Origin of the sequence: Chryseobacterium sp. CCNWLW53 (genome assembly GCF_037083525.1) — a bacterium.
Classification (GTDB): domain Bacteria; phylum Bacteroidota; class Bacteroidia; order Flavobacteriales; family Weeksellaceae; genus Chryseobacterium; species Chryseobacterium lathyri.
Genome location: NZ_JBAOJR010000002.1, coordinates 496112 through 521144, shown reverse-complemented (window position 1 = coordinate 521144; position 25033 = coordinate 496112). Strand labels below are relative to the sequence as shown.

Sequence of the window (25033 nt, the reverse complement as noted above, 5' to 3'; positions counted from 1 at the left end):
TCGGGATCCGGAATATGATTTTTTAATTGTTTACTAATTTCATAGAACCTTCAGTATACCTTTCGCCTACGTTGGGGTACTTTTTAAGAAGCGAATCTATTGTTTCCAGATCAGAAGGCGAAAGATCAATATTCACGGCAGCAATATTCTCTTCCAGATACTTAATACGTTTAGTGCCCGGAATAGGGATGATATCGTCCCCCTGGTTCAATACCCAGGCTAATGCTAGCTGAGTTCCTTTTACGCCTTTAGACTGTGCAAATTCATTAATTTCTCTCGCCAGGTTTTTGTTATTTTCCAGATATTCTGCCTGGTAACGCGGCAATGTTTTTCTAAAATCTTCATCCCCAAAATTCTGCACTTCATTGATATTGGCAAAAAGTCCTCTTGCCAGTGGAGAATAAGGCACCAGGGTAATCCCCAGCTCTCTGATGGTTGGAAGTATTTCTTTCTCTACATCTTTAGTTAAAATAGAATATTCTGACTGCAATGCTGTAATGGGATGAATTTTATTCGCTTTTCTGATGGACTCGGCAGAAGCTTCTGATAATCCAAGGTATTTTACTTTTCCTTCTTTTACCAGTTCTGCCATTGCGCCAACTGTTTCTTCTACGGGAATATTTGGATCTACCCTGTGGGCATAATAGAGATCAATTGTATCGATCTTAAGTCTCTGAAGACTCAGATCGACAGCCTGTCTGATCCACTCCGGTGAACCGTCAAAATAAGTTCCGGGAGCCCCGCTGTGACTTGGTTTTCCATCTTTAAACCTGAATCCGAATTTGGTGGCAATAAAGATTTTGTCCCTGTTCGGAACCAGAACTTTAGAGATCAGCTTTTCATTTTCTCCGGCAGCATACATATCTGCGGTATCCCAGAAGTTAACTCCCAAGTCCAATGCTCTATGTAAAGTATTGATGCTTTCCTGTTCGTCGGCCGGACCGTATGCAAAGCTCATCCCCATACATCCTAAACCTACTGCAGATAACTGCTCTCCTGTGTTTCCTAATTGTCTGAATTTCATAATTGCTGTGATTTTTAATTGATAGAACAAAATTAGAACAAGAATTGGCCGGATACTCTATAGAATTCAAACTAAGAATTATAAAATTCAAACAATTTCTGTTCTGACTGCATTGGGAGCTAAACCGGTCTGTTTTTTAAAGAAATTGGTAAAATAAGCAGGTTCTTCAAATCCTAATCCGTAGGCAATCTCAGAAATATTCCAGTCCGTATGTTTCAGTAAAGCATTGGCTTCCTGAATGATCCTGGAAGTGATCTGCTGACTTGTTGTTTTTCCGGTCATTTCTTTCACTGCACGGTTTAAAGAATTTACATGGATAGAAAGATTCTGTGCATAGTCATTAGGTGTTTTTAATTTCAGGAATGCTTCGGGGCTGTCGATGGGAAACTGCCTTTCCAATAGCTCCATAAACAGCGATGCTACCCTCTGAGAGGCGTTCTGATAAGGCTCAAAGCTTTCTGCAGGCTGCATTTTCATCGTTTCATGAATCAGAAGATGGAGACATGCCCGAAGCATATCATATTTATGCATATATTCCGTTCCAATCTCTGTCATCATCTTGGTAAAGAGGTCCGAAATGGTTTTTTGCTGTTCTTCGTCCACAAAGAAAACAGGGGTTCCGCCAATTTTAAAAAGCTGGGAATCCTGAAGGTTTCCAAGGCGTATCCCGTTTTGAAGGAACTGGTCTGTAAAAAGGCAGAACCAGCCTTTTTGGTCTTCATCATCCGTTTCCCAGGAATAAGGAACAACAGGATTGGAGAATAACAGTGCAGGACGGTCTACATAAATCCATTTGTCTGCATAATGAAGCTTTCCTTTTCCTATAATGAGTGAAATTTTATAATAGTCTCTTCTGCTGTAAGGTGATATCAGTGCACAATTTTCGCGTGAAAAAACATTGAAATGTCCCACGCCGGGAGCTGTCACAACATCCTGTCTTTCCATAGATGCATTCCGCAGATAAAATCCGTTTATTGTTTCTTTAGATTCCATATAGCTAAGTTATAAAATTCAAACAAATAAAAATAATCTGATTATTGATAAAATAAAAATGGCCGGCAAATGCCGGCCATTTAAAATTGAATATATAGTTGATATTTGAGACTTAGTGATGTCCCTTTTTGTGTTCTTTTTTATATTCCTTTCTATACTCTTTGTATTGTTTGGACTTGTATTTCTTGTAATTATTTTTGTTACGGTTATAAACTGCTACAGGGTTCTGACCTTTATAGTATTTAGTTTTAAACTTAGTATACTTTTCACGTCCAAGTATTCTTTCTATTTCATAATATCTGTCTTCTCTCCATCGGTCGGGATTACTTACGTATACCCTGTTCCAGGAATCATAATCACGGTATCTGTCATTTAAAGCATTCAGCTGGTTGGTCTGTGCCACAGAAAGCAAAAGATCTGCAGCTACTGTTTGCCAGTTGACATCTGTTATACTTCTTCTGTAATCGTTATAATAATCTGATTGTGCATATGTGAGGCCAAATGTGCCTGCAAGCATTAATGCGATTAATATTTTTTTCATCTTTTAATTTGTTAAGTTAAACTGTTCTAGTATAGCCAATTAAAATGCCAAGCTTTCTACAGCTATTCACAATTTTTGTTAAATAAAACATAACTATTTGATAATCTGCACCAAAAAATCACATTCATCTACCTGTTTTTACAAAAAATATTTATTTTTGAAATGTTTTTGAATAATGGATTATTAATTATCTGTTATAAAATAATACGATTTAAATCTATTTCACCGCCATTTTCCACTTTTAAACTTCAAAATAGCTTAAAATTCGTTAAGTTTCGGAAAACTCATGTTTCGTATTATTTTAATTTGTAATTTTAAGAGTGGGAAGTATACATCCGGAAGGATTTTATGTCGCCAGATTGTTAAATGCTTTATGGATTGAATGAAGCAGGTCATTAATATAACTCATCAAATCTTAATTATTATGGAAAATATAAAGTTTGAAATCTCGCCATATCAGGACGAACTACAGCTATTAATTGACGGGGAAAAAGCAGGATATATGTCTATAAAAATTGACGGCAGGTTGCTGATTGTATATTACACTAAAATTATTGAGGAACGTGAAGGCCACGGATATGCAAAAATGCTTCTTGACGAACTAGTCCGCTATTCCGAAGAAAAAGACCTTCTGGTAGATCCCGAATGTGATTTCGTACGCCAGCAATTTGAAAACCATCCTGCAAGATATAAGGATATCTGGCACGCCTGATTATTCTTTCCACCATTCTCCGAACTGATGCTGAGAACGGTTCATATCTACTACTTCTCCAATCATCGGAGTGAGTATGCTGAGTCCTTTTTCTTTTCCCAAAGTTGTTATTTTCTGAAGCGGTTCATCCCAGGGATGGAGAGCCAGGGCAAATTTTGAGGAGTGAACAGGAGTAATATGTTCAGCTCTAAGATCAACAGCAGCCTGAATAACGTCTTCCGGCAGAGTGTGGATGTACCGCCAGGCTTCGCCATATTGCCCATTCTCAAGAACAGCATAATCAAAGGGGCCAAACTGTTCGCCAATTGTTTTAAAATGGGAATCGTAGCCGCTGTCACCACCCAGGAATATTTTTTTTGTGGGAGTTTCCAGAACATAGGAAGTCCACAGCGTATTATTCTGTTTTATTTTTCTTCCCGAAAAATGCCTTGCCGGGGTAAAGGTAATTTTCAGACTGTTTTTTAAAAGGACCTCTGTTCCCCATTCCTCTTCAATTAAATTTTCTTCACGATAGCCCCATCTTTCTAAATGTGCTCCCACTCCTAATGGAAGAATAGCCATTGCTGTCCGGTCTCTGATTGATTTCACTGTTGGATAATCCAGATGGTCAAAATGATCGTGTGTAATCACCAGGTAATCCAGATCGGGAATATCTTCCGGTTTGAATATATCCGAGCCTTTAAAAGCTTTGTTAAAATACTTAAACGGGGAGCCATATAAGCTCAGGACAGGATCTACGAGAAAAGAAACACCATCCGTCTGCAGATAATAGGATGAATGCCCCAGCCAGATGAAAATATCCTGATCTTTCCGAATCTTTTTTAAATCTGTATGAATGGACGGAATATTTTTCAAAGGTTTCAGCAATGGGTGTTTTTTACCTAAAATAAAATCGCAGGTAACTTTTATTGTACTGTAGCCTTCGGCAATAGGCGGGGTATGGCTGATGTTCTGGAATTTCCTGTTTTTATATAATTCAGACTTTCTGATACGTTCCAGTCTTCTGCCTTTTGGGTCTGCACCAAAAGCAGGCATATTCATTACCATCAGGTAAAGTGCCACCAAAAGTCCAGCCAATAAAATCAAATATATCATCTTCAGTAAAATAGGCAGCAAAGGTATTGACTTTTAATCTGGCATAGAAAATTCAGTATTTTTTTTAACTTAATTTATAAAGCTTTCTGAATATTTTATTATTTATTTAAATCAGAATAATTTGAAACTTTTTAACTTAGCCGATTGAAAAAAAATTCAAAGTACGTTGAAAAATTATTCGATCATACTGCTGGCTGCAGCACTCTCTTCATGTACATCTATCAGAAGGCATAATGAGCAGAGTACAGCATGCATAAGCCCTGAAGAGCTTAAGGAAGACATAGACTATGCCTACTTAAAGCTCCAAAAGATGCATCCCCAGCTTTACTGGTATATTTCCAAAAAGGATCTTGACCATAAATTTGACAGTCTTAAACAAACGATCAACCAGCCTCTAACTTCGCTTCAGTTTTATTTTAAACTCCAGCCTGTAATTACAGATATTCGTGAAGGCCATCTGGCATTGAGAATTCCCAGAAAAAAGTTTTCTAAAAAGGAAATTAAATCTCTTGAACATAAAAAGGGAATGTTCAGCCGTTTCGAATATTATATAAAAGACAATCGTCTGTTTATTGTTCAAAATAAAGATTCTATAGCCCATATAAAGCCGGGAACTGAAATTTTATCAATCAACCATATTCCTGTATCCGAATATATAAAGAAATACCGTTCCCTGATTAGCAGTGACGGATATAATGACACTTTTCAGCCTTATTTTTTAAAGGATGTTTTTTTCAATTTTTATACAGCAGAAAACGGTTTTGCAGACAAAGCCTATTTAGAAACCCTTTACAACAGCAAAAAACAAGTATATATCCTCTACCGGGAATCTAAATCCAAAATTGATCTGGAAAAAGATAAGGAACAGGAGAAGCGAAGTCCGGAAAAGAAAGTCAATGATTATGTAGCTTTCACTGATTCTTATAACCGGAATTTTAAATTTCTGGATAAAGACAGCACAACAGCTTACATAAAGATAAAAAGTTTTTCAAGTGATTATTCAGATAAGTTTTACAGGGAAACATTTGCAAAAATAAAAAATGCAGGATCTAAATATTTAATCATAGATGTCCGCAATAATTACGGTGGATCCCTTCACGAGATCAATAACCTGTATTCATACCTCGCACCGGCACCGTATGTCCTGATCAAGCCATCACAGCTTACCTCAAGGATTACCCCGCTTAAAACCAACTATTTCAGGAAAAGTTCTCCTTTCCAGTATGCTTTTAAGAGCCTAGCATATCCCACATATGTCTTTGCACAGACTTTCAGCACTTATAAAAAGGATGGAAAAGTGTATTACAAAATGAAAGCAGCTAAGCCTACAAAACCTAATAAGGATGCTTTTCAGGGAAAAGTATTTGTCCTGATTAACGGTGGAAGCTTTTCTGCGTCGTCGATTATTACAGCAAAGCTGAAATATGATAAACGGGCGGTCCTGGTTGGCGAAGAAACAGGTGGTGCCAATGACGGAACTGTAGCCGGATTTTATTCTTATCAGAAGCTTCCTAATTCGAAAATCAACCTTCCTATCGGGCTCCTGCTGGTACAGCCCAACATCGATTTTTTAAATACAAAAAGAGGAGTTGTTCCAGATGTTACTGTCACGGAAAGTATGCAGGATATTATGAACAAAAAAGATCCGCAGCTGGACTGGGTGAAAAATAAGATTGCAGAAGAAAGAAAAAGTAAATAATTTATAAGGTTTCGGCGGGCTTTCAGCCCGCCGAAACTATTTTTGATTTTTTTAATTCTTTTAAACCTTACATAATAACAGTAAAACCAGAATTTTCCACTGATAAAGAGCTCGAACAGAGTTAGTTTGAAATGCAAAAAAATGTTACAGATTTTTAATATAATTATATTTCTGACTCAAAGTTTTACTCAATCAACTTTACTACTCATATAAAATCCTCAAAAACAAAGAATTTCTTGAGGATTATTATTTTATTTAAATAGAATTAAAAACTGTCTAAAAAATGTAATCAGTGCTTAAAAAGTTAGAATCATGTTCTCTTACAATTGTATTTAATAATTTTTTATTGGAATCTGTCAGTTTTGCAGCTACCAGAGACCTGATTGAAAATGAGCGGAGCGCATCAAAAACAGAAAGCGTTCCCTCTGCACTGTCTTTTCTTCCTGTGAATGGGAAAACATCCGGCCCACGCTGTGCCTGGCAATTGATGTTGACACGGCTTACGAGATTCACAAAAGGATCAATTAATCTGGAAACTTCCTGCGGATCTTCACTGAAAATGCTCACCTGCATTCCATGAGAGGCATTTACCTGATAATCTATAGGCTCCTCAATATCTTCAAATGGCACCACAGGAATCACCGGCCCGAACTGTTCTTCATGATACAGCTTCATATCGTTATTGACAGGATAAACCACGGCGGGAAAAACAAAAGATTCCTCAGTAAAGCCTCCGTTTTCATTTAAAACTTTCGCACCTTTTGCCAACGCATCTTCTATACATTCTTTAAGGTAAGGCGGCTTATTAACTTCCGGCAGCGGAGTCACTTTTACGTCTTTTTCCCACGGAAGGCCTGGCTTCAGTGCAGAAACAGCGGCACTTAATTTCCGGGTAAATTCTTCGGCTATTTCTTTTTGCACAAATATAAGCTTCAGTGCCGTGCACCGTTGCCCGTTGAATGACAATGCTCCCAGGATACATTCGCTTACTGCGACATTCAGATCGGCATTTTTAGTAACAATAGCTGCATTTTTAGCATCAAGGCTGAGAATGGCGCGGAGGCGATTTACTTTAGGGTGCAGTTTCTTTAGTCCGTTAGCTACTTTACTGGACCCGATAAAGGCCAGAACGTTTACTTTTCCGCTTTCCATGATCGGGGTAATGATTTCCGAACCTTTTCCGTAAAGGGTATTGACCGTTCCTTTCGGAAAAGCTTCTTTAAAGGCATTCAATAATGGATAATGAGCAAGAACCCCATGCTTAGGAAGCTTAAAGAGAATGGTATTTCCCATAATGAGAGCCGGAATCAGCGTAGTGAAAATCTCATTTAAAGGATAATTGAAAGGTCCCATGCTCAGAACCACCCCTAGCGGAGCTCTTCTTATCTGTGCTATGGTTCCTTCCGCCTCCTGGAAACGGGAAGATTCTCTATCCAGGTCTTTCAGCGCATCAATGGTTTGATTGATGTAGTCTACAGTACGGTCAAATTCTTTGGTTGAATCCGCTAAGGTTTTCCCGATCTCCCACATGAGTAATTTAATCACCAGATCCCGCTGTTCGATCATCAGGTATACAAATTTCTGCATACATTTAATTCTTTCTTCCACAGACATGGTAGGCCATTCTCCCAGACCATTATCATAGGCTTTAACGGAAGCTTCAAGGACATCCATCGCTTCCTTTGGGCCAATATTAGGAACACTCCCCAGAAGCTTTCTTTCCAATCCATTTTCCGTAGAAATACAGACGGGCGAATAGATATTCTGAACTTCACCCTTCCACTCTACCAGTTCTCCGTTCAGAAGGTAAACCTTCTGGTGGATCTCGGGAACTTTATATTCTTCAGGAATTTCATTTTCACTTTTAAAGATATCCTGCAATGACAGCTTGTTTACTGAATCCATAAATTTTATTTTTTTGATAATTTGAATGTAAAATTGCCTTTTACAGAATAAAGGTAGATGTTACAATTGGTAAAAAAAATAGGCTGCCGATAGATTTGCTCTATTTGACGGGTATTTGAATTAAAATTAATGAACGAGTACTAAAAAAAGAATAATTTTGTTTAAAAATAAAATTCATGGTATCAAGATTAATTTTCAGCGCAGTATTCCTTTTCTCAGTATTCAGTTTCGCCCAGAATACTGTTCTGATGGGAGGAAAGCCTGTGCACACGTATTCCAAATTACCTGCAGTGAATAAAGCTGCACCCAAGTTTACGCTTACGGATATAACGATGAAAGATCAGACTCTGGATTCGTATAAAGGAAAATATGTTATTCTTAATATTTTCCCAAGTGTTGATACAGGGGTTTGCTCGGCTTCTGTACATCATTTCAATGAAGATGCAGGGAATATTCCGAATACGGTGGTTCTTTGTATTTCCAAAGATCTTCCTTTTGCCCAGAAAAGATTCTGCGGTGCGGAAGGGATCAAGAATGTGGTAATGCTTTCGGATTTCCGTTCTGATTTTGGAAAAACCTATGGAGTGGAAATCACAGATTCTGTAATGAAAGGCCTTTTAAGCAGAGCTGTAGTGGTTATTGATCCTTCGGGAAAAATCATTTATGAAGAGCAGGTGGATGATATTTCACATGAACCTAATTATGAAGCCGCTATTGCAGCGGTGAAAAAATAGGACTTTCTTTTTAGATTCATATAATAGCTCCGGCAATCTTCGATTGCCGGAGCTATTATTTATCACTCACCCTGTAAGAATTTTCTGGAAATATTTTAAAAATGAATACTTCTCAATTTTTACCTTCAATAACAATGACTCCATTTTTGCCTTCTTTTCCATAAAGCTTTACGGCACCTTCTCCTGAGAGAATATTAATCCTTTTAATTTTATCTGGGTTTAGCTTCTGCATTTCAGCCTGAGTAATCCTCTTCTTATTAAACAGGATAATAGGCTTTGCTGCCGGTTTTGAAAGCGGCGCTCCCAAACGGATGGTTTTATTCCTGTATATGGAATCATCTGTCTGCTGATTTATATTAAGCCCTCTCAGCTTATCAACGCTTTTCATGTTTTCATTTTTAACCTCCTGGGCATTTGCTGTTGCCAAAATTCCACTGACTCCCAATAGGCCTAATGCAATTTTACTGGTAATTGAAAAATTCAGGTTCCGCCCCAGCTGATCATCTCTGAATCTTCCACAAATGTTATCACCAGAAGTAAGGCCGCCGATAAGCTCTTCATCTGAGGAATTGGTAAAATCGTGGACTGTTTTGGAACAAACGGAGCAAAATCTTCCTTTTTCATCAGGAGTCATAGTGTCCCAGTTTTCATGACAGGGTTTGGGTATGGTAATTTTCATAGGGATCTTTTATAGTAAAGATGCTTTGTTTTGGAAAAAGGTTGGAAACTCTTTGATTATGGTCTCCACCGTTTATAATTATCTTCCTTTTTTATATATATTTGGTCAGTAATTTTATAAAACAAACCATGAAAATTTTCAGATTTCTTTTACTATTGGCAGCAACAATTGCTTTAACAGCTTGCGGAACATCCCACAATTACACGAATAACAGTTTGAACAAAAATTTCTATGCAGAAAAACCTATCTATTTCAAACTGAATCCTAAAAGCCAGACCCTGATCAACTTTACGGGAATGCATGGAACTGTACTGGGCGGTGTGGTTCAGCCCAATGTAAAAGAAACCTTCCAGTTATCTTTGAATGAGCTTGCCAATGAGACCAATGTAAAACTAAAATTCATTGAAAATTCCGAAGAAATCACAGATAAAGACGCTCTGGTATTCGATGCTGATATTTCGGAAATAAACTGGCATTTCGGTTTTTCTGTAGCGACCCTGAAAACAGTGGTGAACTACAAAAACATCAGCAACAACAAAGAAATACAAACCACGGGAATCCGTAAAAGCGGTGGCGGAGACGAAAAGAACAATCTAAAAAAATCTTTAAAAGATGCCACGTATAATTTTCTGAAAGAATACGAAAAATTATAGCAAATAAAAAGCTTTAAACTCTCTGTTTTTTTTGAGTAATATTTTGCATATTTGTAGAAAATACGGCTATGCAAAAAGAAAAACTACGTGACGTAAGAAAAAGAAAAGGTTTTACACAGCAGCAGATCGCAGATATCCTGGCAACAGACGTTTCCAACTACAGCAGAAAAGAAAGCGGAGATGTAGCTATAAGAAAAGAAGAATGGGAAAAAATTGCCCGTTTTCTTGAAGTTCCTGTGGAGGAAATCTATCAGGAAGAGGAAGTTAAACAAATCAATCATTTTGATAATATTACATCAAGTAGTAGTTTTGGAAATAATATAAGTGGTAATTATTACTGTAATGTCCCGGAATTCCTTCTGGAAAGCCAGAGAGAACTTATAGAGATTCTGAAAAAGGAGAACCAAAGGTTGGAGGAAGAACTGAAGAAGTATAAAAAATAAATAATCAAATTTTGATTATCAGATATAAAAAACTCAGCGATGTGCTGAGTTTTTTTGGTTAATAGCAAAAGTTGAGATCTAACGTAAACGTTGAGTTTATTTGATTTTTTGACGCAAAGGTTTAATTCCTATTATTTATACTTAGGAGGTAAAGAAGGAATCAATCTTTGATTGATTGGATGAAGGGTGTGGTTTATCTTAGCCTACTAAGAACCTCTTGCTAGTAAATAATACTATTTACAATAGTTTTTTATAGTTTGAAAGTTTTGGAAGCTTTTTATGATGGGACATCGTATGGGTAATAAATTTTATATTAATTATATTTGTTAAATACACAAACTTTTTAAATTCTAAAATCTATAATTTTAAAAAAACATAACAATGAACCATGATATAGAGTTTGATTATGAAAAATACATTCAATTATCACTCAACGAAATAGAAAGCTTTAAATCTGAGAAGCTATTTAAGATTATTAATAAAGATAAAAATATTGAAGTATTTTGTACAGTTGATAAAAGTGAAAAAGACGACTTTTTTAAATGCAAAATATTTTTAGATACTCCTGTGTTGGGATTAGATGAATTAAAAAACAATTTATTTGACCACAATAATTCCTTAATTTTATTTATGCTTGGGGAAATATTCACAATAGATTATGACTCAATAATTACTGCAAAATTTTCTTTCAATGTTCCACAAATTTTTACTTTACATTTGAACAAATTTCATTCTGATTCAATCCAAAATTTTGACAATAAGTTTCACCGATTAATAATACCAGTAGAAAAAGATCTTGATTTGGACATTCTTTCTACAAAATTTTCAAAAATTGAGTCAATATTTTCTTTAAGTTTATTTGAAACAAAATTGGATCAATATAATTATCATATTTTTAAATACTTCAATGATGATAAAAAAGAAACTTTTTTTATCATTGAGGGTCAAGAAAAACAATCTTTTTCTAATTTTAGAAAATCTTGCGAATCTATAATTCTAGCATTTGCATTTGTAGCTGGTCCCCTTATTCAACATCAAAACTTTTATCAAACTTCTAATGAAGTTGATTTCAAAAATATTGAGAATATTTTTTTTCAAAGAAAATATTCTAATCTTTTATTCAAAAGACCTCTTATAAATCCTTCAGATTTTAAAAAATATTTAAATCAGGCTGGAGAAGATCACAATAAATATCAAGAATTTTCTAAACCTTTTTCTTTTGATACATTTTCTAATTTATGTAATACAATTAAGAATAATAGTGTATATGCCAGAAGTTGCCAATTAGTAATCGAATCTAATAATACAAAGCAATATTTATTAAAAGCAGGAATTTTATCAATTGCACTAGAAACGATAACAACATTAGTATATGAAGAAAATAAAGAAAAAATAAAACCAATTCCTAATAAACAAATTGCTAAAAATATAAGGCTAGATTTATTAAAAGAAATTTCTAAATATAAAGAAGAAATTTCTGAAGAAGCAATGAAAATCATTACTTCAAAAATAAATGAAATAAATAAGCCAACAAATTCGAAAAAATTGGCCTTTCCATTTGAATATTATGGAATTACATTAAATGAAATTGAAAAAGAGATTTTAAATCATAGAAATAAGTTTCTTCATGGGACTTCTCCGTTTGAAGAAGTCCAATTAGAAGAAAAGCAAACTGAACTATTATTTATTATAAGCCATCTACTTTTTATGGTAAACAGTTTACTCTTAAAATATATCGGGTATTCTGGACATATAGCACATAACCCATCAATTTTAGAATATAGAAAAAAAATTCCTTTATCAGATAAACTATACAAAATTATATAATACAGTCTGCTTTAAAGCAGGGTTTTTATTTCTATAAATTTTTGCATATAATTTCCTCGCTATCGCGAGCTTTCAAACTCGCGCTCAATACAGTAAATTGCATATAAGATGCTTGTACAAACGCAAAGTATATAATTTAGTTAAAAATATTTATAAATGAAAAAATTAGACGTTGAACATTATCTAGGGATCTATACTATCAGAAAACATATGCAGGAAGATGGCACAACAAGCCCCAGTGAAGATGTTAAAAAGTTTACACGTGAATTTGTTGAAAAATTAGAAAGTATGCCATTAGATGAAGAAATTATTTTAAAGGATAGTTCTTTTTTTGATAGCTCAGGAAATGTAATAATTAAATTCCCTAATATTGATAATTCACATCAAGATTATAAGTAAAAACCTGCCGTGAGGCAGGTTTTTCATATCTAAAAAGTTTTTAAAACAAGCTCTCATCCACAAAATTCGGGAGTGTTACTTTCAGATTCGGTTCTGCTTCCATAGCTCTTTTAATAGCGAAAACTGCCCCTTCATTTCTAGCCCAGCTTCTTCTGGAAATTCCGTTGTTTACGTCCCAGAACAGCATAGATTTCAGTCTTCTGTCGGCATCTGCACTTCCGTCCAGCAGCATCCCGAAACCACCGTTAATGACTTCGCCCCAACCTACTCCGCCACCGTTATGGATAGACACCCAAGTCGCGCCACGGAAACTGTCACCAATCACGTTGTGAATGGCCATATCTGCGGTAAATCTTGAACCGTCATAGATATTGGAAGTCTCCCTGTAAGGCGAATCTGTACCGGAAACATCATGATGATCTCTTCCCAGAACCACAGGTCCGATTTCCCCGTTCTTAATCGCATTGTTGAAAGCTTCGGCGATCTTCATTCTTCCCTCTGCATCTGCATACAGGATTCTCGCCTGGGAACCAACTACCAGCTTGTTTTCCTGAGCACCTTTGATCCACTGGATATTGTCTTTCATCTGCTGCTGGATTTCTTCGGGAGAATTTTTTACTATTTCTTCCAAAACAGCACATGCAATATCATCTGTTTTCTGCAGGTCTTCCGGCTTTCCGCTGGTACATACCCAACGGAACGGCCCGAAACCGTAATCGAAACACATAGGCCCCATAATATCCTGAACGTAGCTCGGATATTTGAATTCTCTTCCAAGACTAGGATTTTCTGCCATTACATCCGCTCCTGCTCTTGAAGCTTCGAGTAAAAAGGCATTTCCATAATCAAAGAAATACGTTCCTTTCTGGGTATGCTTATTGATAGCTGTGGCATGTCTTCTTAAAGTTTCCTGAACTTTTTCTTTAAACAGTTCAGGTTCTTCAGCCATCATCCTGTTTGATTCCTCGAAACTTTGTCCAGCCGGATAATATCCGCCTGCCCAAGGATTATGAAGCGATGTCTGGTCTGATCCTATGTCGATTTTCAAATTTTTCTCATCAAATTTCTCCCAAACCTCAACTATGTTTCCAAGGTAGGCCAGTGAAACTGTTTCCTTATCTTCCTGAGCTTTCTGTACCCTTTCTACCAAAGCATCCAGATTTTCATGGATTTCGTTTACCCATTTCTGATCGTGGCGGATCCTGGTGATTTTCGGATTCACTTCGGCGCATACTGTGATACAACCGGCAATATTTCCTGCTTTAGGCTGTGCTCCACTCATTCCTCCCAATCCTGAGGTTACAAAAAGTCCTCCTTTCGGTTCTTTTTTAATCTTTCTGAAGGCATTCAGAACGGTGATGGTTGTTCCGTGAACAATTCCCTGCGGACCAATATACATATAGCTTCCTGCCGTCATCTGCCCATACTGTGTAACGCCCAGAGCATTGAATTTCTCCCAGTCATCCGGCTTGGAATAGTTTGGGATCATCATTCCGTTGGTGACTACCACTCTCGGCGCATCTTTATGCGAAGGGAAAAGTCCCATCGGATGCCCTGAGTACATGGTTAAAGTCTGCTCATCCGTCATTTCCGACAAATATTTCATCGTTAAAAGATACTGTGCCCAGTTGGAAAATACAGCTCCGTTTCCTCCGTAGGTAATGAGTTCGTGAGGATGCTGTGCCACCGCATAATCAAGGTTATTCTGGATCATCAGCATAATGGCTTTTGCCTGCTCAGATTTTCCGGGATATTCCTCAATTGCCCTTGCCTTCATTTCATAATCAGGACGGAAACGGTACATATAAATCCTGCCGTATTTTTCCAGTTCTTCTTTGAATTCAGGCAGTAATTCTGCATGAAACTTAGGCTCGAAATAACGCAGGGCATTTTTCAGCGCAAGCTTTTTTTCTTCTTCCCCTAAAATCTCTTTACGCTTCGGTGCATGGTTGATATTGGTCTCGTATGGTTTAGGCTGTGGCAGCTGATCAGGAATCCCCTGTTGTATCTGTTCTTGAAATGTCATATTGCTATTTAAAGTTCAATGTTTAGAATCAATGTTTGAAGTTTTAAAGATATTCAAATTAGAAAATATAGGCAAATAAAAGGCGAAAAGGGCGAAATGATAAAATGGCTAATAAGGCAAAATGCTTACAGATGATTTGTAAGACATAAAATATAAGCTGCGACCTTTGTTTATAATTTGGAGAAAGGTTTCCCCTCCAAAGGGAGGGGAATATATTCCCGGGAAAACAAGTGGTTCCCAAAAATAACAAAACCTCACTGGAAATCAGTAAGGTCAGTTTATTGTACAGGGCACAAATTAAGTTAACACATCATCATTTTCTTCCTCATGGTCATCTTCGTTATCGCTTCGGCTCCAGTAATTATTTTCTTCATCCTCAGATCCTATTTCTTCCATATCGTCATCATCTTCGATTCCCGGAATGTCAAGTCCTTTGTCTATTTTATCATCATCTTCTTCATTCAGGATTGGATTTCCGTCACCGTCGAGCGGGATATGCGGTTCCTGATTAAATATATCTTCATTCGGATTGTAATCCATTTCCTCTAACTTTCTGTTCTGTTCATTGGTATTGTTCTCTGGTATCATAATATTTTATATTTAGGATTTATGTATACAAATCAAAAATAAGTCCAAGCTGTCAGGAATTCTTAGAATATACTTCAGGATTGGCACAATAAGGAATTTTTTCACCCTTGGAGAAGGCGACCATATTTTCAGCGGCCATCTTTGCCATTCCGGTTCTTGCTTCTATGGTTGCTGAACCTATGTGTGGCAGTACACAGACATTGGAAAGTTCCAAAAGCGGACTTTCCTTGGACATGGGTTCAGGATTGGTTACATCCAGACCTGCTCCCCAGATTTGTTTTGAAATCAATGCTTCATATAGATCTTTTTCATTTTGGAAACCACCTCTGGCTGTATTGATGAAAATGGCATTGGATTTCATTTTTTCAAATACAGGGCTGTTAAAGAGATCCTTCTGCTCAGGGGTAAAATTGGCGTGGACACTCAGTACATCCGACTGTTCAAGAAGTTCTTCGAAAGAAACATAAGTGGCATTCAGTTTTTTTTCTGCTTCTTCATTCCGGTTCCGGTTGTGGTAAATGATCTTCATATCAAAAGCTTTATGCGACTTTTCGGCCATTTCAAAACCTATTCTTCCCAACCCCATAATTCCTAAAGTTTTCCCGTATAATTCCTGCCCCAAAGCATGCAACGGGTCAAAATCTCCCCAGTTGCCATCTTTCACTTTCTGAAAATTATAGCTCGCTCGTCTTGCCACAGACTGCATCAGCAGAAAAGCGATATCAGACGTGGCTTTACTGAGGACATCCGGTGTATTTCCTACAGGAATATTCCTGCGGTTTGCTTCTTTAATATCCACATGATCAAAACCTACGGAGTATAAAGCAATCGTTTTTATGTTGGGACACTGATCAAAAAAATCTTTGTCGTATTTAAATTCCCCACCCACACTTAAAATGGCATCGTGGTTCTGGCAGTAGATCAACCATTCTTCATGGGAAAGGTTTTCATGTTCCGGAATAAAAACGTCGAGTCCGGCTTCTTTCAAGATATTGATCCCCACTTCCGGAATTCTTTTGTTTACAAATACTTTCATTCTTTATTTTGTATTTATTGTGCTTAGAGCTTTCAAATAAAAAACCTCACTCCTGTTAAAAAGTGAGGTTCTTTAACTTTAATATTAAAAATTATTGGTTTTCATCTGATTGGTTCTGGCTTTTGTCCCAGGCCTGAGAAGCCATTTCCTGAATCTCTTCCCAAACATCCTTTGCCGATTTCTGTGCATGAGCTATAAATCCCTGCTTGGTTGCTTCCTGGTTCTTAATTTTCATATCATTCATATAATCCTTTACCTGCTGGGAATAGCTCTCTGCGTGATATCCGGGATTATTATGTAGGTTTTTCTGAATATTACTGAAATCGTGTGAAGATTTAAATCTATTCGTATCCATAATAATAAAAATTTAAGTGATTAAGTTACAAATTGAATCCAATTACTGTTCCGAAGCAGTCTTAAAGTTTATTAAAAAACCGAAGTTTCTTTTAACCACAAAAGTCTTTTAAACACTTTAGTTATTTTAAAGTTAAATACTTTGCGCATATGAAGCATACTTAAGTTTTATGAAGTGTTTAATTGAAATTAAAACTTTTTTGCCTTTTGTGGTTATAAAAAATCATGTCAATGATTCGTATCTCCAAGCATCGGAACAAATTTATAAGCTCCGAATTCTTCTTTTTCGAATTGTGTAGGAGCAGTTTTTGTAAATCTGTAAAGGATCTGTTCATCCGTAGGGCCTAACGGAATAACCATTTTTCCGCCTACATTCAGTTGTTTTAATAATTCTGTGGGCAAAACCGAAGCTCCACAGGTAACAATAATCTTATCAAAAGGTGCAAAAGTAGGAAGCCCGGCAAAACCATCCCCAAAACTCTGAAATTTTGGATTCAGATGGAGTTCACGGAATTTTTTCTTTGAGAAATCAAAAAGATCTTTCTGCCTTTCCACGGTATAGACCAAGGCTTTCATAGCGATCAGAACAGCAGTCTGATACCCACATCCGGTTCCGATTTCCAGAACTTTTTCGCCCGGTTTTACCTGCAGCAGTTCGGATTGTTCCGCTACCGTTGAGGGATGGGAAATGGTCTGATGTGACAAAATCGGAAAAGCGCGGTCTTCATAAGCAAAATCCTCAAAAATACTTTCGATAAAAAGATGTCTCGGAACGTTACTCATAGCCGAAAGTACATTTTCATCCGAGATTCCTATCTTATGTCTTAAATATTCGACCAGAATCTTTCTTTTTCCTTTATGTACAAACGAATCATGCATCATTAGTAAGATAATAGTTATTAGGTTACAGGTAGTAGTTCCTGCAAAAGTAAAAAAACTATCCATACTTATCAACCTAAAAGCGACAGGGTATTTCTTAATACCTAAAATTCTTATCTTTACAAAAATTAAAAAAATCTATGTTAAAAGCAGGTTTGGTAGGTGCCGGACATCTGGGGAAGATCCATTTACGACTTCTTAACCAGTCAGATAAGTACGAGCTGGTAGGTTTCCATGATAAAGATACTGAAAACGGAAAAAAAATAGAAGCTGAATTCGGGTATAAATATTTTGAAAATTTTGATGAACTTCTTGAACAGATCGATATGCTGGATATTGTGACTCCCACAGTCTATCATTATGATTATGCCTTAAAAGCAATTGAAAAAGGTCTTCATTTTTTCATTGAAAAACCGGTAACCCAAACGCTTGAGCAGGCGGAAGAAATTCTTCATAAGTGCCAGGAAAATGGTATTAAGGCACAGGTTGGACATGTTGAAAGATACAATCCTGCTTTTATTGCCACTAAAGAATACATTAAAAATCCAATGTTTATTGAGATCCACAGGCTGGCAGAATTCAATCCCAGAGGGACGGATGTTTCTGTAGTACTGGACCTTATGATCCATGATCTGGATATTTTACTGAGCATGGCCAAATCGAAGGTTAAAAATATTCATGCAAGCGGTGTTTGTGTTGTAAGCAAGACCCCGGATATTGCAAACGCCAGAATAGAATTTGAAAATGGCTGCGTAGCGAACCTTACGACTTCCAGAATCTCTATGAAAGCGATGAGAAAAAGCCGTTTTTTCCAGAAAGACGCATATATTTCTGTAGACTTCCTGGAAAAGAAAGCAGAGGTGATCCGAATGAAAGATGCTCCTGAAAACCCTACTCCTTTTGACATGATCATTGAAAATGCTGATGGAGAAAAGAATCAGATCTTATTTGAATATCCGGACATCCAGCCTAATAATGCAATTCTTGATGAATTAAATTCTTTTGCAGATGCCATCACTGACGGTAAAAATGTGGAAGTTTCCCTGGAAGACGGAACGGAAGCTTTAAAGGTTGCCCTTGAAATTGTAAAACTGATTTCAAAATAAGTTTTATCTCATAATATTTACAACAGGCTGTCATTAAAATGACAGCCTGTTGTATTTAAAAAGTCATCAACAAACCTTCCTATTTCCTTTTTTCTGAAATAATTTTTTCATGACACAATTTTAATTTTTATTCTGGATTTTTTAAATATATTTGTCTTTCTTAAAACTATTATTCTAAAATTCTCTCCTATAATTTAAAATAAATAAATCTAATATGAAAAGACTCATCCTATTATCCGCCTTATTATTGTCTCAATTTGGGACATCACAATTATTAAAAACTGACGGACAGAAAATAATTAATGACAAAGGAGAAAACATCCAGTTGCGAGGCTTGGGCCTTGGTGGGTGGATGCTTCAGGAAGGATATATGCTGAAAACAGCCGATTTTGCAGGGCCTCAGTACAAGATCAAAGAGAAGATTTCCGAATTAATTGGTGAAGACGGAATGAAAGATTTCTATAAAGCTTACCTTAAAAACGGCATCACCAGACAGGATATCGATTTTCTTGCTCAAGCGGGATTCAATTCCGTAAGGCTTCCGATGCATTATGATCTATACACTCTTCCCATTGAAAAAGAACCGGTAAAAGGACAGAATACATGGCTGGAAGAAGGCTTTAAAATAACAGATGATCTTCTGAAATGGTGTGCTGCCAATAAAATGTATCTGATCCTTGACCTTCATGCAGCACCTGGTGGGCAGGGAAATGACGTTAATATTTCAGATAATGATAAAACAAAACCCTCCCTCTGGGAAAGCATTGAAAACCAAAATAAAACGATTGCTTTATGGAAAAAGCTTGCTGAACGGTATAAGGATGAACCGTGGATCGGAGGTTATGATCTGATCAATGAACCAAATATTAATTTCACCGGAAAAAATCCGAACGGTACCGACGAAATGTCGAATGCTCCACTCTGGAAGCTGCAGAAAGACATTACCACTGCTATTCGTGAAACCGATAAAAAGCATATCATATTTATTGAAGGAAACGGGTGGGGAAATAATTACAACGGACTGATCCCGATTTGGGACAGCAATATGGTATTCAGCTTTCATAAGTATTGGAATTATAACAATGATGAAACTATACAGTCTATCCTAGATCTCAGGAAGAAACATAATATTCCGATCTGGCTTGGGGAAACCGGAGAAAATTCCAATGTATGGTTTACAGAGCTGATCCAGCTTCTGGACAGACACAACATCGGATATGCATTCTGGCCGATGAAAAAGATCGATAATATTGCAGGAATTACGAATGTCAAAATCACTCCTGAATATGAAAAACTCCTGAATTACTGGAAAAACGGTGGCGAAAAACCTTCTAAAGACTATGCAACAAAAGCATTGATGCAGATTGCCGAGAATTATAAATTCAATAATGTCGAAATCAAAAATGATGTTATAGATGCCATGTTCAGACAGGTTAATGACGATTCTGCAAAACCATTTAAAAACCATCAGGCTCCGGGAAGAATATTTGCTTCGGATTATGATTTGGGAAGAATGGGTTCAGCCTATCTGGATAAAGATTTTGTCAACCTTTGGGTAAGTGATCCTAAGAAAAGGTCAGAATGGAATTCCGGACAGCAGATGAGAAATGACGGCGTGGATATTTATCTGTGCCATGACAAAGTGACCAATACTTATTATGTGGGAAAAACGGAAGCGGGAGAATGGCTTCAGTATACTATTGATGCAAAATCTGAAAAAAACTACACCTTCAGCATAAGGTATGCAGGTAAGAATAATGCTGGTATCAGACTGGAAGATGCTTCTGGAAAACTGCTGGCCAAAGTTTCACTGCCTTCCACCGGAGGAGATGAAAACTGGAAAACAGTTTCAGTTAAGAACGTCTCTCTGAAGAAAGGAACAAATAAAATCAGGCTACATTTTGAAAGCGACGGTTCCAACCTGAATTATTTTGAAATAGAGTAATAATTTATCTTAAATTGCAAATCCCTTTTAGTATCTGAAAGGGATTTTCTTTTAATCATTATACTATGAAAAAAATAGGACTTTTCTTTCTTCTGATCTCGTCGCTGGCTGTAGCTCAAAAATCTGTTTTAGAGCAGAAGATAAACTCTATTATTAAAGATAAAAAAGCAACCGTTGGAGTTTCGGTTCTTGGCTTTGAAAATAATTTCAAATACAGCAAAAACGGGGATATGCCATTTCCAACTTTAAGTGTTTTCAAATTTCATATTGCCTGCGCAGTGTTAGATCTTGTGGATAAAGGAAAACTGTCTTTGGATCAGAAAATATTCATCAGTAAATCTGATCTGATGGAAAATACATGGTCTCCGTTTCGGGAAAAGCATCCCGATGGAAATATTGATGTTTCCTTAAATGAAATAATCGATTATACCGTTGCATTAAGTGACAATAATCTTTGTGATGTTCTGCTGAAACTCATTGGCGGAACAAAAACGGTTCAAGGATTTATGGATTCCAAAGGGGTAAAAGGCTTCCAGATTAAGTATAATGAAAATGAAATGCACAAAAACGACTGGAAAGCACTTTATGAGAATTACAGTACAACGAATTCTGCTGTACAGCTTCTTAAAAAGTTCTATGATGGAAAATTGCTTTCCAAAAAGTCCACAGATTATCTGATGCAGATTATGATCGGTACAAAAACAGGCACCAATAAAATTGTTGAACAGCTTCCTAAAAATACTCCTGTAGCCCATAAAACGGGAGCTTCCGGGAAAAATAACGAAGGACTTACCATTGCAGAAAACGATATGGGAATCATCACCCTTCCGAACGGAAAACATTATGCAATTGCCATATTTGTAAGCAATTCCATGGAAAGTAATGCTGTGAATTGCAGATTGGTTTCTGATATTTCTAAGGCAGTATGGGACGATTTTAATAAGTAAAATATTAAGCTTATTTTTAAAGCTGAAAAAACCGGTAATTTTTTGTTCTTTAATCCGGAAAAACTATGAATATGAAAAAAATAATATTAACAACATTTCTTTTCTGTTCTGCATTCTTTTTTTCGCAAAAGAGTATGAGCTATGTACGCATAAGCTATGGCAGCATCTGCTGTGGAACACCCTCCACAAAACCTGTGATGGATTATCTGAAAAAGTTTGAAAAAAACAATCAACTGAAAACTTTTGAAATCTTGAAACAAGGAGGCTTAGGAAGAGAAGGTGAGTTTACTTTATACATCGGAACAGACAAACTGGGTAAAAAACAGAAAACTGCTTTCAGAAAAGGCCTTCAATCTGTTATTACTTCACAAAACAGAACCAGAAAACAGAACAGTGACGGTACAGTGGATTTCGATCCGGCAGTGACTGTCTATAAATCTGATTTAGCAGATATTAAAAATTTAACTATCTATAAAAAATAAAAGAAAAAAATGATCAAAAACATTGTAGTTATTGGAGCTGGAACCATGGGAAATGGAATTGCGCATACTTTTGCACAAAGCGGATTCAAAGTAAATCTGGTGGATGTATCTCAGGATGCTCTGGACAGAGGACTGAAAACAATTACAACTAACCTTGACAGAATAATCGCAAAGGGAAACCTTACGGAAGAGCAGAAAGCTGAAACATTAGGAAACATCAGCACTTTTACTGAACTTAAAGAAGCGGCAGGCAGCGCAGACCTTATCGTAGAAGCAGCCACTGAAAATCAGGATCTGAAACTGAAAATTTTCGGACAGATGGATGAATTTGCACCTGCGAACTGCATCCTGGCTACCAATACTTCTTCTATTTCCATCACAAAAATCGCTGCGGCTACCAAAAGAGCGGATAAAGTAATCGGAATGCATTTCATGAACCCGGTTCCTATCATGAAGCTGGTAGAAATCATCAAAGGATATTCTACTTCCAAGGAAACTTTTGATGCTATTTATGAAATGAGCAAAACACTGGGTAAAGTCCCTGTGGAAGTGAATGACTACCCTGGTTTCGTAGCCAACAGAATTCTGATGCCCATGATCAATGAATCTATTGAAACGCTTTACAACGGTGTGGCAGGTGTAGAAGAAATTGATACGGTAATGAAGCTTGGAATGGCACATCCGATGGGGCCTCTTCAGCTGGCAGATTTTATCGGTCTTGATATCTGTCTTGCTATTCTTAATGTAATGTACGACGGTTTCAAAAACCCTAAATATGCACCGAATCCGCTTCTTGTAAACATGGTAATGGCCGGAAAACTGGGTGTAAAGTCAGGAGAAGGTTTCTATGATTATTCGGAAAGCAAAAAAGCTGAAAAAGTTTCAAAAATGTTTTTGAAATAACTGAATGAAATTAAAGGAAAGAAATATCCAAATAGCAATGGTCATCATCACTGTAATGATGACCATTCTTCGTTTTATATTAAATGAAAAAGGAAGAGTAAATCCCGATTCTATCCGCTTCATGAGATTTGCGCATGTTCTTCCTACTATTGACAATACTACAACTCCGGTAGGCTATCCTGCTGGCATCAGGTTGTTTACATTTCTAGGTTTCGATGAGTTCTGGGGAAGTAAGGCTCTTGGGATTGCTGCTTATCTTTTTATTATTTATTTCTGCTGGAAAAAAAAGTTCTATAAACGTGAAGCCATTGCAGTATGCGGATTGTTCAGCTTTGTTTCATTGTTTGCTTATACGATGAGCGAAGCCCTTATTATTCCTTTTGTATTTTTATTTTTATATACTGCCTCGCAGATCATAACAGGAAAACTTGAAAAAGGAAAAGCTATTTTTTATCTTTCCCTTTCATTAATTGCTCTTTATAATATCAGATACAGTGCTTTATTCTTCATTGGAGGAACCGGCCTTTACGGCTTAATATTTTTGAGAAAAAAGTATTCACTGGTATTTATTATTTCCAGTATTATTGGAATCCTGTTTGTGGGAGCTTATAAACTTTTATTTATTGATTATTTTAATGAAAATTATATCAAGCAGGTTCTGATCATGGGAATCCACCCCACTTCCAAGCTATTGAAAGAACTGATACAGGGATTGACAACTTCATTCAATCCTTTCATCCATATTGCAGATCCCCGGGGAAGCTTCATCAATTATGGTATTTATGGTATTGGGGCTTTGAATATCTTTTTGATGATTTATCTTCTTGTAAAAAATAAGCTGTCCGAAACGGAATATTTCTTTAGCATTATCAGTATTTCCGGCATTGTATGCTCTTATTTTGTTCAGTATTTTTATTCGGTCATCCCTCTCGATTACAGGATCATAGGACCTTTTATAATTCCTGTATGGCTTATTTACTTTAACAGACTTTTCCGGATCTTCAATACTAAAACCTATGTAATCACCGGACTAAGCTTACTGTCCGGACTGGCTTTCACATGGCTGTCTAAAGGAAATTATCTTGAAAACAGAAAAGCGGCCTCAGATTTTTTAAAGAGTGAGAAGCTGGATAAAGTTCCTATACAGTTTTTTATTTTAAATGAAGAAAGTCTGGAAAGAATACAGGTTGCTGAACTTTTAAGTACAGTAAATCCTGATATTACCCTTACTTTCAAACCTGAGGATACACTTCGGAGAACGACTCTTACAAGGTATAAAGTTTTGCAAAAAATTAAAATCAACAGGAACAAATATCAATAATTTTATTATCTTTGATTAAAGTTAAAATATAAAAAAATGAAATTACCAAAGTTTTTATTAGCAGACAATTCGGAATTTCCTGAAGATTTATTCGTAGTTCACACAGAATATCCAAGATTTATCTTAAACGTTGAGGAAGAGGAAGTTGAGTGGCTAGATGATTTGGAAGGTGACGATGAAGAAACTATGGCAGACGAAGCTACAAAAGTTGTAGAGGCTGCATTTAAATGGTGTGATGAAGAGTTGGCTAAGTACGACGAAGAAGAGGAAGAATAATAACTACCTAAACATAAAAAAAGGAACTCAAATTGAGTTCCTTTTTATTTTATTCCGCTTTATTGAATTTCAACAGCAGTAAATTGTCTTTGTAAAGCTCTAAGGTAGTCCCGGAAATCACATATTTATTAGCTTTCCCTACCATATCCATAAAATTCTGCTCAACGCTCATATTGTTGCACATCATTTTTGTAGATCCCATTTGTCCGGCAGAAAAATCACCTGTAGAAGGATCTATTTTAGCTGTCCCGAAATAGTTGTTGCACCCCCCATTTCCATTGATCTTTTCGCCTTCGATATTAAGGGTCGGAACCTTACCTTTTACGTTATCAGCCAATGTCCATTTCGTATTGGCCAGTGAAGGCTGTGCTTTTCCTACTTTAGATGCAGAAGCACTGGACATTGTACCGCACGATGCCAGAATAGCAGCCGCACCTATACTTAAAAAAAGATTTTTCATTTTTTT

26 protein-coding genes are annotated in these 25033 nt (G+C 36.5%); 14 read left to right on the top strand and 12 right to left on the bottom strand.

From position 1 onward, the window contains the following. Nucleotides 1-22 precede the first annotated feature (22 nt). The 3 genes from V6R96_RS07305 to V6R96_RS07295 form a co-directional block, all read right to left on the bottom strand. Complete coding sequence (locus V6R96_RS07305) at nucleotides 23-1024, bottom strand: aldo/keto reductase (protein ID WP_111954941.1); 1002 nt, start codon at nucleotides 1022-1024, stop codon at nucleotides 23-25. Between the two features lie 87 nt (nucleotides 1025-1111). After that, a complete protein-coding gene (locus V6R96_RS07300; protein WP_336378519.1) occupies nucleotides 1112-2017 on the bottom strand; it encodes a helix-turn-helix transcriptional regulator in 906 nt (301 codons plus the stop codon). A 112-nt stretch (nucleotides 2018-2129) separates the two neighbouring features. Further along, complete coding sequence (locus V6R96_RS07295; RefSeq protein ID WP_111954937.1) at nucleotides 2130-2558, bottom strand: hypothetical protein; 429 nt, start codon at nucleotides 2556-2558, stop codon at nucleotides 2130-2132. Nucleotides 2559-2982: 424 nt separating this feature from the next. On the opposite strand from V6R96_RS07295, the gene V6R96_RS07290 reads away from it, so the two are divergent. Further along, the gene (locus V6R96_RS07290; RefSeq protein WP_111955085.1) at nucleotides 2983-3270 is read left to right on the top strand and encodes a GNAT family N-acetyltransferase; all 288 of its coding nucleotides are present in this window, start codon (nucleotides 2983-2985) and stop codon (nucleotides 3268-3270) included. Here the strand turns inward: V6R96_RS07290 and V6R96_RS07285 are convergent, their stop codons facing one another. After that, entirely contained in the window at nucleotides 3271-4365 is a 1095-nt protein-coding gene (locus V6R96_RS07285) for an MBL fold metallo-hydrolase (RefSeq protein ID WP_336378518.1), read from the bottom strand. It abuts the gene before it with no gap. A gap of 166 nt (nucleotides 4366-4531) precedes the next feature. On the opposite strand from V6R96_RS07285, the gene V6R96_RS07280 reads away from it, so the two are divergent. Next, nucleotides 4532-6064 (top strand): S41 family peptidase, encoded by a 1533-nt coding sequence (locus tag V6R96_RS07280; RefSeq protein ID WP_336378517.1) that lies wholly within the window; start codon nucleotides 4532-4534, stop codon nucleotides 6062-6064. A 276-nt stretch (nucleotides 6065-6340) separates the two neighbouring features. Here the strand turns inward: V6R96_RS07280 and V6R96_RS07275 are convergent, their stop codons facing one another. Continuing rightward, on the bottom strand, nucleotides 6341-7969 hold the full coding sequence (locus tag V6R96_RS07275; protein WP_336378516.1) for an NADP-dependent glyceraldehyde-3-phosphate dehydrogenase: 1629 nt from the start codon (nucleotides 7967-7969) through the stop codon (nucleotides 6341-6343). A gap of 176 nt (nucleotides 7970-8145) precedes the next feature. Between V6R96_RS07275 and tpx the strand changes: the two genes are divergently transcribed. Continuing rightward, entirely contained in the window at nucleotides 8146-8703 is a 558-nt protein-coding gene (gene tpx, locus V6R96_RS07270; RefSeq protein WP_336378515.1) for a thiol peroxidase, read from the top strand. 112 nt (nucleotides 8704-8815) lie between these two features. Here tpx and V6R96_RS07265 read toward each other — a convergent pair whose 3' ends face one another. Continuing rightward, nucleotides 8816-9382 carry a hypothetical protein gene (locus V6R96_RS07265; protein WP_336378514.1) on the bottom strand — a complete coding sequence of 189 codons (567 nt, stop codon included), beginning with the start codon at nucleotides 9380-9382 and terminating at the stop codon, nucleotides 8816-8818. Nucleotides 9383-9510: 128 nt separating this feature from the next. Between V6R96_RS07265 and V6R96_RS07260 the strand changes: the two genes are divergently transcribed. The 4 genes from V6R96_RS07260 (at nucleotide 9511) to V6R96_RS07245 (ending at nucleotide 12704) form a co-directional block, all read left to right on the top strand. Beyond that, nucleotides 9511-10035, top strand: coding sequence for a hypothetical protein (locus V6R96_RS07260; RefSeq protein ID WP_111954923.1), 525 nt, complete (start codon nucleotides 9511-9513; stop codon nucleotides 10033-10035). A gap of 68 nt (nucleotides 10036-10103) precedes the next feature. Then, the gene (locus tag V6R96_RS07255; RefSeq protein ID WP_336378513.1) at nucleotides 10104-10478 is read left to right on the top strand and encodes a helix-turn-helix transcriptional regulator; all 375 of its coding nucleotides are present in this window, start codon (nucleotides 10104-10106) and stop codon (nucleotides 10476-10478) included. A 381-nt stretch (nucleotides 10479-10859) separates the two neighbouring features. Next, on the top strand, nucleotides 10860-12305 hold the full coding sequence (locus V6R96_RS07250) for a hypothetical protein (protein ID WP_336378512.1): 1446 nt from the start codon (nucleotides 10860-10862) through the stop codon (nucleotides 12303-12305). 156 nt (nucleotides 12306-12461) lie between these two features. After that, nucleotides 12462-12704 (top strand): hypothetical protein, encoded by a 243-nt coding sequence (locus tag V6R96_RS07245; RefSeq protein ID WP_336378511.1) that lies wholly within the window; start codon nucleotides 12462-12464, stop codon nucleotides 12702-12704. 40 nt (nucleotides 12705-12744) lie between these two features. Here V6R96_RS07245 and V6R96_RS07240 read toward each other — a convergent pair whose 3' ends face one another. The 5 genes from V6R96_RS07240 to V6R96_RS07220 form a co-directional block, all read right to left on the bottom strand. Continuing rightward, nucleotides 12745-14730, bottom strand: coding sequence for a urocanate hydratase (locus V6R96_RS07240; protein ID WP_336378510.1), 1986 nt, complete (start codon nucleotides 14728-14730; stop codon nucleotides 12745-12747). Between the two features lie 297 nt (nucleotides 14731-15027). Beyond that, the gene (locus V6R96_RS07235; RefSeq protein WP_111954827.1) at nucleotides 15028-15318 is read right to left on the bottom strand and encodes a hypothetical protein; all 291 of its coding nucleotides are present in this window, start codon (nucleotides 15316-15318) and stop codon (nucleotides 15028-15030) included. Nucleotides 15319-15370: 52 nt separating this feature from the next. After that, nucleotides 15371-16354 carry a D-glycerate dehydrogenase gene (locus tag V6R96_RS07230; protein WP_336378509.1) on the bottom strand — a complete coding sequence of 328 codons (984 nt, stop codon included), beginning with the start codon at nucleotides 16352-16354 and terminating at the stop codon, nucleotides 15371-15373. Nucleotides 16355-16445: 91 nt separating this feature from the next. After that, nucleotides 16446-16709, bottom strand: a complete 264-nt coding sequence (locus tag V6R96_RS07225; protein WP_336378508.1) for a prevent-host-death protein — start codon at nucleotides 16707-16709, stop codon at nucleotides 16446-16448. Between the two features lie 227 nt (nucleotides 16710-16936). Next, complete coding sequence (locus V6R96_RS07220; protein ID WP_111954821.1) at nucleotides 16937-17587, bottom strand: protein-L-isoaspartate(D-aspartate) O-methyltransferase; 651 nt, start codon at nucleotides 17585-17587, stop codon at nucleotides 16937-16939. Between the two features lie 140 nt (nucleotides 17588-17727). Here V6R96_RS07220 and V6R96_RS07215 point away from each other — a divergent pair, with 140 nt between their 5' ends. The 7 genes from V6R96_RS07215 to V6R96_RS07185 all read left to right on the top strand — a co-directional run bounded on the left by V6R96_RS07215 (nucleotide 17728) and on the right by V6R96_RS07185 (nucleotide 24567). Then, the gene (locus tag V6R96_RS07215; protein ID WP_336378507.1) at nucleotides 17728-18693 is read left to right on the top strand and encodes a Gfo/Idh/MocA family oxidoreductase; all 966 of its coding nucleotides are present in this window, start codon (nucleotides 17728-17730) and stop codon (nucleotides 18691-18693) included. Between the two features lie 214 nt (nucleotides 18694-18907). Further along, the gene (locus V6R96_RS07210; RefSeq protein WP_336378506.1) at nucleotides 18908-20638 is read left to right on the top strand and encodes a cellulase family glycosylhydrolase; all 1731 of its coding nucleotides are present in this window, start codon (nucleotides 18908-18910) and stop codon (nucleotides 20636-20638) included. Nucleotides 20639-20703: 65 nt separating this feature from the next. Then, the gene (bla-A, locus tag V6R96_RS07205) at nucleotides 20704-21585 is read left to right on the top strand and encodes a CGA/CIA family class A beta-lactamase (protein WP_336378505.1); all 882 of its coding nucleotides are present in this window, start codon (nucleotides 20704-20706) and stop codon (nucleotides 21583-21585) included. A 71-nt stretch (nucleotides 21586-21656) separates the two neighbouring features. Then, nucleotides 21657-22067 carry a hypothetical protein gene (locus V6R96_RS07200; protein WP_336378504.1) on the top strand — a complete coding sequence of 137 codons (411 nt, stop codon included), beginning with the start codon at nucleotides 21657-21659 and terminating at the stop codon, nucleotides 22065-22067. 12 nt (nucleotides 22068-22079) lie between these two features. Next, complete coding sequence (locus tag V6R96_RS07195; protein ID WP_174772308.1) at nucleotides 22080-22970, top strand: 3-hydroxybutyryl-CoA dehydrogenase; 891 nt, start codon at nucleotides 22080-22082, stop codon at nucleotides 22968-22970. 4 nt (nucleotides 22971-22974) lie between these two features. Then, nucleotides 22975-24291, top strand: coding sequence for a hypothetical protein (locus V6R96_RS07190; protein WP_336378503.1), 1317 nt, complete (start codon nucleotides 22975-22977; stop codon nucleotides 24289-24291). Between the two features lie 36 nt (nucleotides 24292-24327). Continuing rightward, nucleotides 24328-24567 carry a hypothetical protein gene (locus tag V6R96_RS07185; RefSeq protein WP_007845674.1) on the top strand — a complete coding sequence of 80 codons (240 nt, stop codon included), beginning with the start codon at nucleotides 24328-24330 and terminating at the stop codon, nucleotides 24565-24567. A 49-nt stretch (nucleotides 24568-24616) separates the two neighbouring features. Here V6R96_RS07185 and V6R96_RS07180 read toward each other — a convergent pair whose 3' ends face one another. Beyond that, nucleotides 24617-25027, bottom strand: coding sequence for an META domain-containing protein (locus tag V6R96_RS07180; RefSeq protein WP_073335269.1), 411 nt, complete (start codon nucleotides 25025-25027; stop codon nucleotides 24617-24619). Between the last annotated feature and the right edge of the window lie 6 nt (nucleotides 25028-25033).

Coding starts and splice junctions, on each gene's coding strand:
- V6R96_RS07305 (WP_111954941.1), bottom strand. CDS start 1,024: ATGAAATTCAGACAATTAGGAAACACAGGAGAGCAGTTATCTGCAGTA.
- V6R96_RS07300 (WP_336378519.1), bottom strand. CDS start 2,017: ATGGAATCTAAAGAAACAATAAACGGATTTTATCTGCGGAATGCATCT.
- V6R96_RS07295 (WP_111954937.1), bottom strand. CDS start 2,558: ATGAAAAAAATATTAATCGCATTAATGCTTGCAGGCACATTTGGCCTC.
- V6R96_RS07290 (WP_111955085.1), top strand. CDS start 2,983: ATGGAAAATATAAAGTTTGAAATCTCGCCATATCAGGACGAACTACAG.
- V6R96_RS07285 (WP_336378518.1), bottom strand. CDS start 4,365: ATGATATATTTGATTTTATTGGCTGGACTTTTGGTGGCACTTTACCTG.
- V6R96_RS07275 (WP_336378516.1), bottom strand. CDS start 7,969: ATGGATTCAGTAAACAAGCTGTCATTGCAGGATATCTTTAAAAGTGAA.
- tpx (WP_336378515.1), top strand. CDS start 8,146: ATGGTATCAAGATTAATTTTCAGCGCAGTATTCCTTTTCTCAGTATTC.
- V6R96_RS07265 (WP_336378514.1), bottom strand. CDS start 9,382: ATGAAAATTACCATACCCAAACCCTGTCATGAAAACTGGGACACTATG.
- V6R96_RS07260 (WP_111954923.1), top strand. CDS start 9,511: ATGAAAATTTTCAGATTTCTTTTACTATTGGCAGCAACAATTGCTTTA.
- V6R96_RS07255 (WP_336378513.1), top strand. CDS start 10,104: ATGCAAAAAGAAAAACTACGTGACGTAAGAAAAAGAAAAGGTTTTACA.
- V6R96_RS07250 (WP_336378512.1), top strand. CDS start 10,860: ATGAACCATGATATAGAGTTTGATTATGAAAAATACATTCAATTATCA.
- V6R96_RS07245 (WP_336378511.1), top strand. CDS start 12,462: ATGAAAAAATTAGACGTTGAACATTATCTAGGGATCTATACTATCAGA.
- V6R96_RS07240 (WP_336378510.1), bottom strand. CDS start 14,730: ATGACATTTCAAGAACAGATACAACAGGGGATTCCTGATCAGCTGCCA.
- V6R96_RS07235 (WP_111954827.1), bottom strand. CDS start 15,318: ATGATACCAGAGAACAATACCAATGAACAGAACAGAAAGTTAGAGGAA.
- V6R96_RS07230 (WP_336378509.1), bottom strand. CDS start 16,354: ATGAAAGTATTTGTAAACAAAAGAATTCCGGAAGTGGGGATCAATATC.
- V6R96_RS07225 (WP_336378508.1), bottom strand. CDS start 16,709: ATGGATACGAATAGATTTAAATCTTCACACGATTTCAGTAATATTCAG.
- V6R96_RS07220 (WP_111954821.1), bottom strand. CDS start 17,587: ATGCATGATTCGTTTGTACATAAAGGAAAAAGAAAGATTCTGGTCGAA.
- V6R96_RS07215 (WP_336378507.1), top strand. CDS start 17,728: ATGTTAAAAGCAGGTTTGGTAGGTGCCGGACATCTGGGGAAGATCCAT.
- V6R96_RS07210 (WP_336378506.1), top strand. CDS start 18,908: ATGAAAAGACTCATCCTATTATCCGCCTTATTATTGTCTCAATTTGGG.
- bla-A (WP_336378505.1), top strand. CDS start 20,704: ATGAAAAAAATAGGACTTTTCTTTCTTCTGATCTCGTCGCTGGCTGTA.
- V6R96_RS07200 (WP_336378504.1), top strand. CDS start 21,657: ATGAAAAAAATAATATTAACAACATTTCTTTTCTGTTCTGCATTCTTT.
- V6R96_RS07190 (WP_336378503.1), top strand. CDS start 22,975: ATGAAATTAAAGGAAAGAAATATCCAAATAGCAATGGTCATCATCACT.
- V6R96_RS07185 (WP_007845674.1), top strand. CDS start 24,328: ATGAAATTACCAAAGTTTTTATTAGCAGACAATTCGGAATTTCCTGAA.
- V6R96_RS07180 (WP_073335269.1), bottom strand. CDS start 25,027: ATGAAAAATCTTTTTTTAAGTATAGGTGCGGCTGCTATTCTGGCATCG.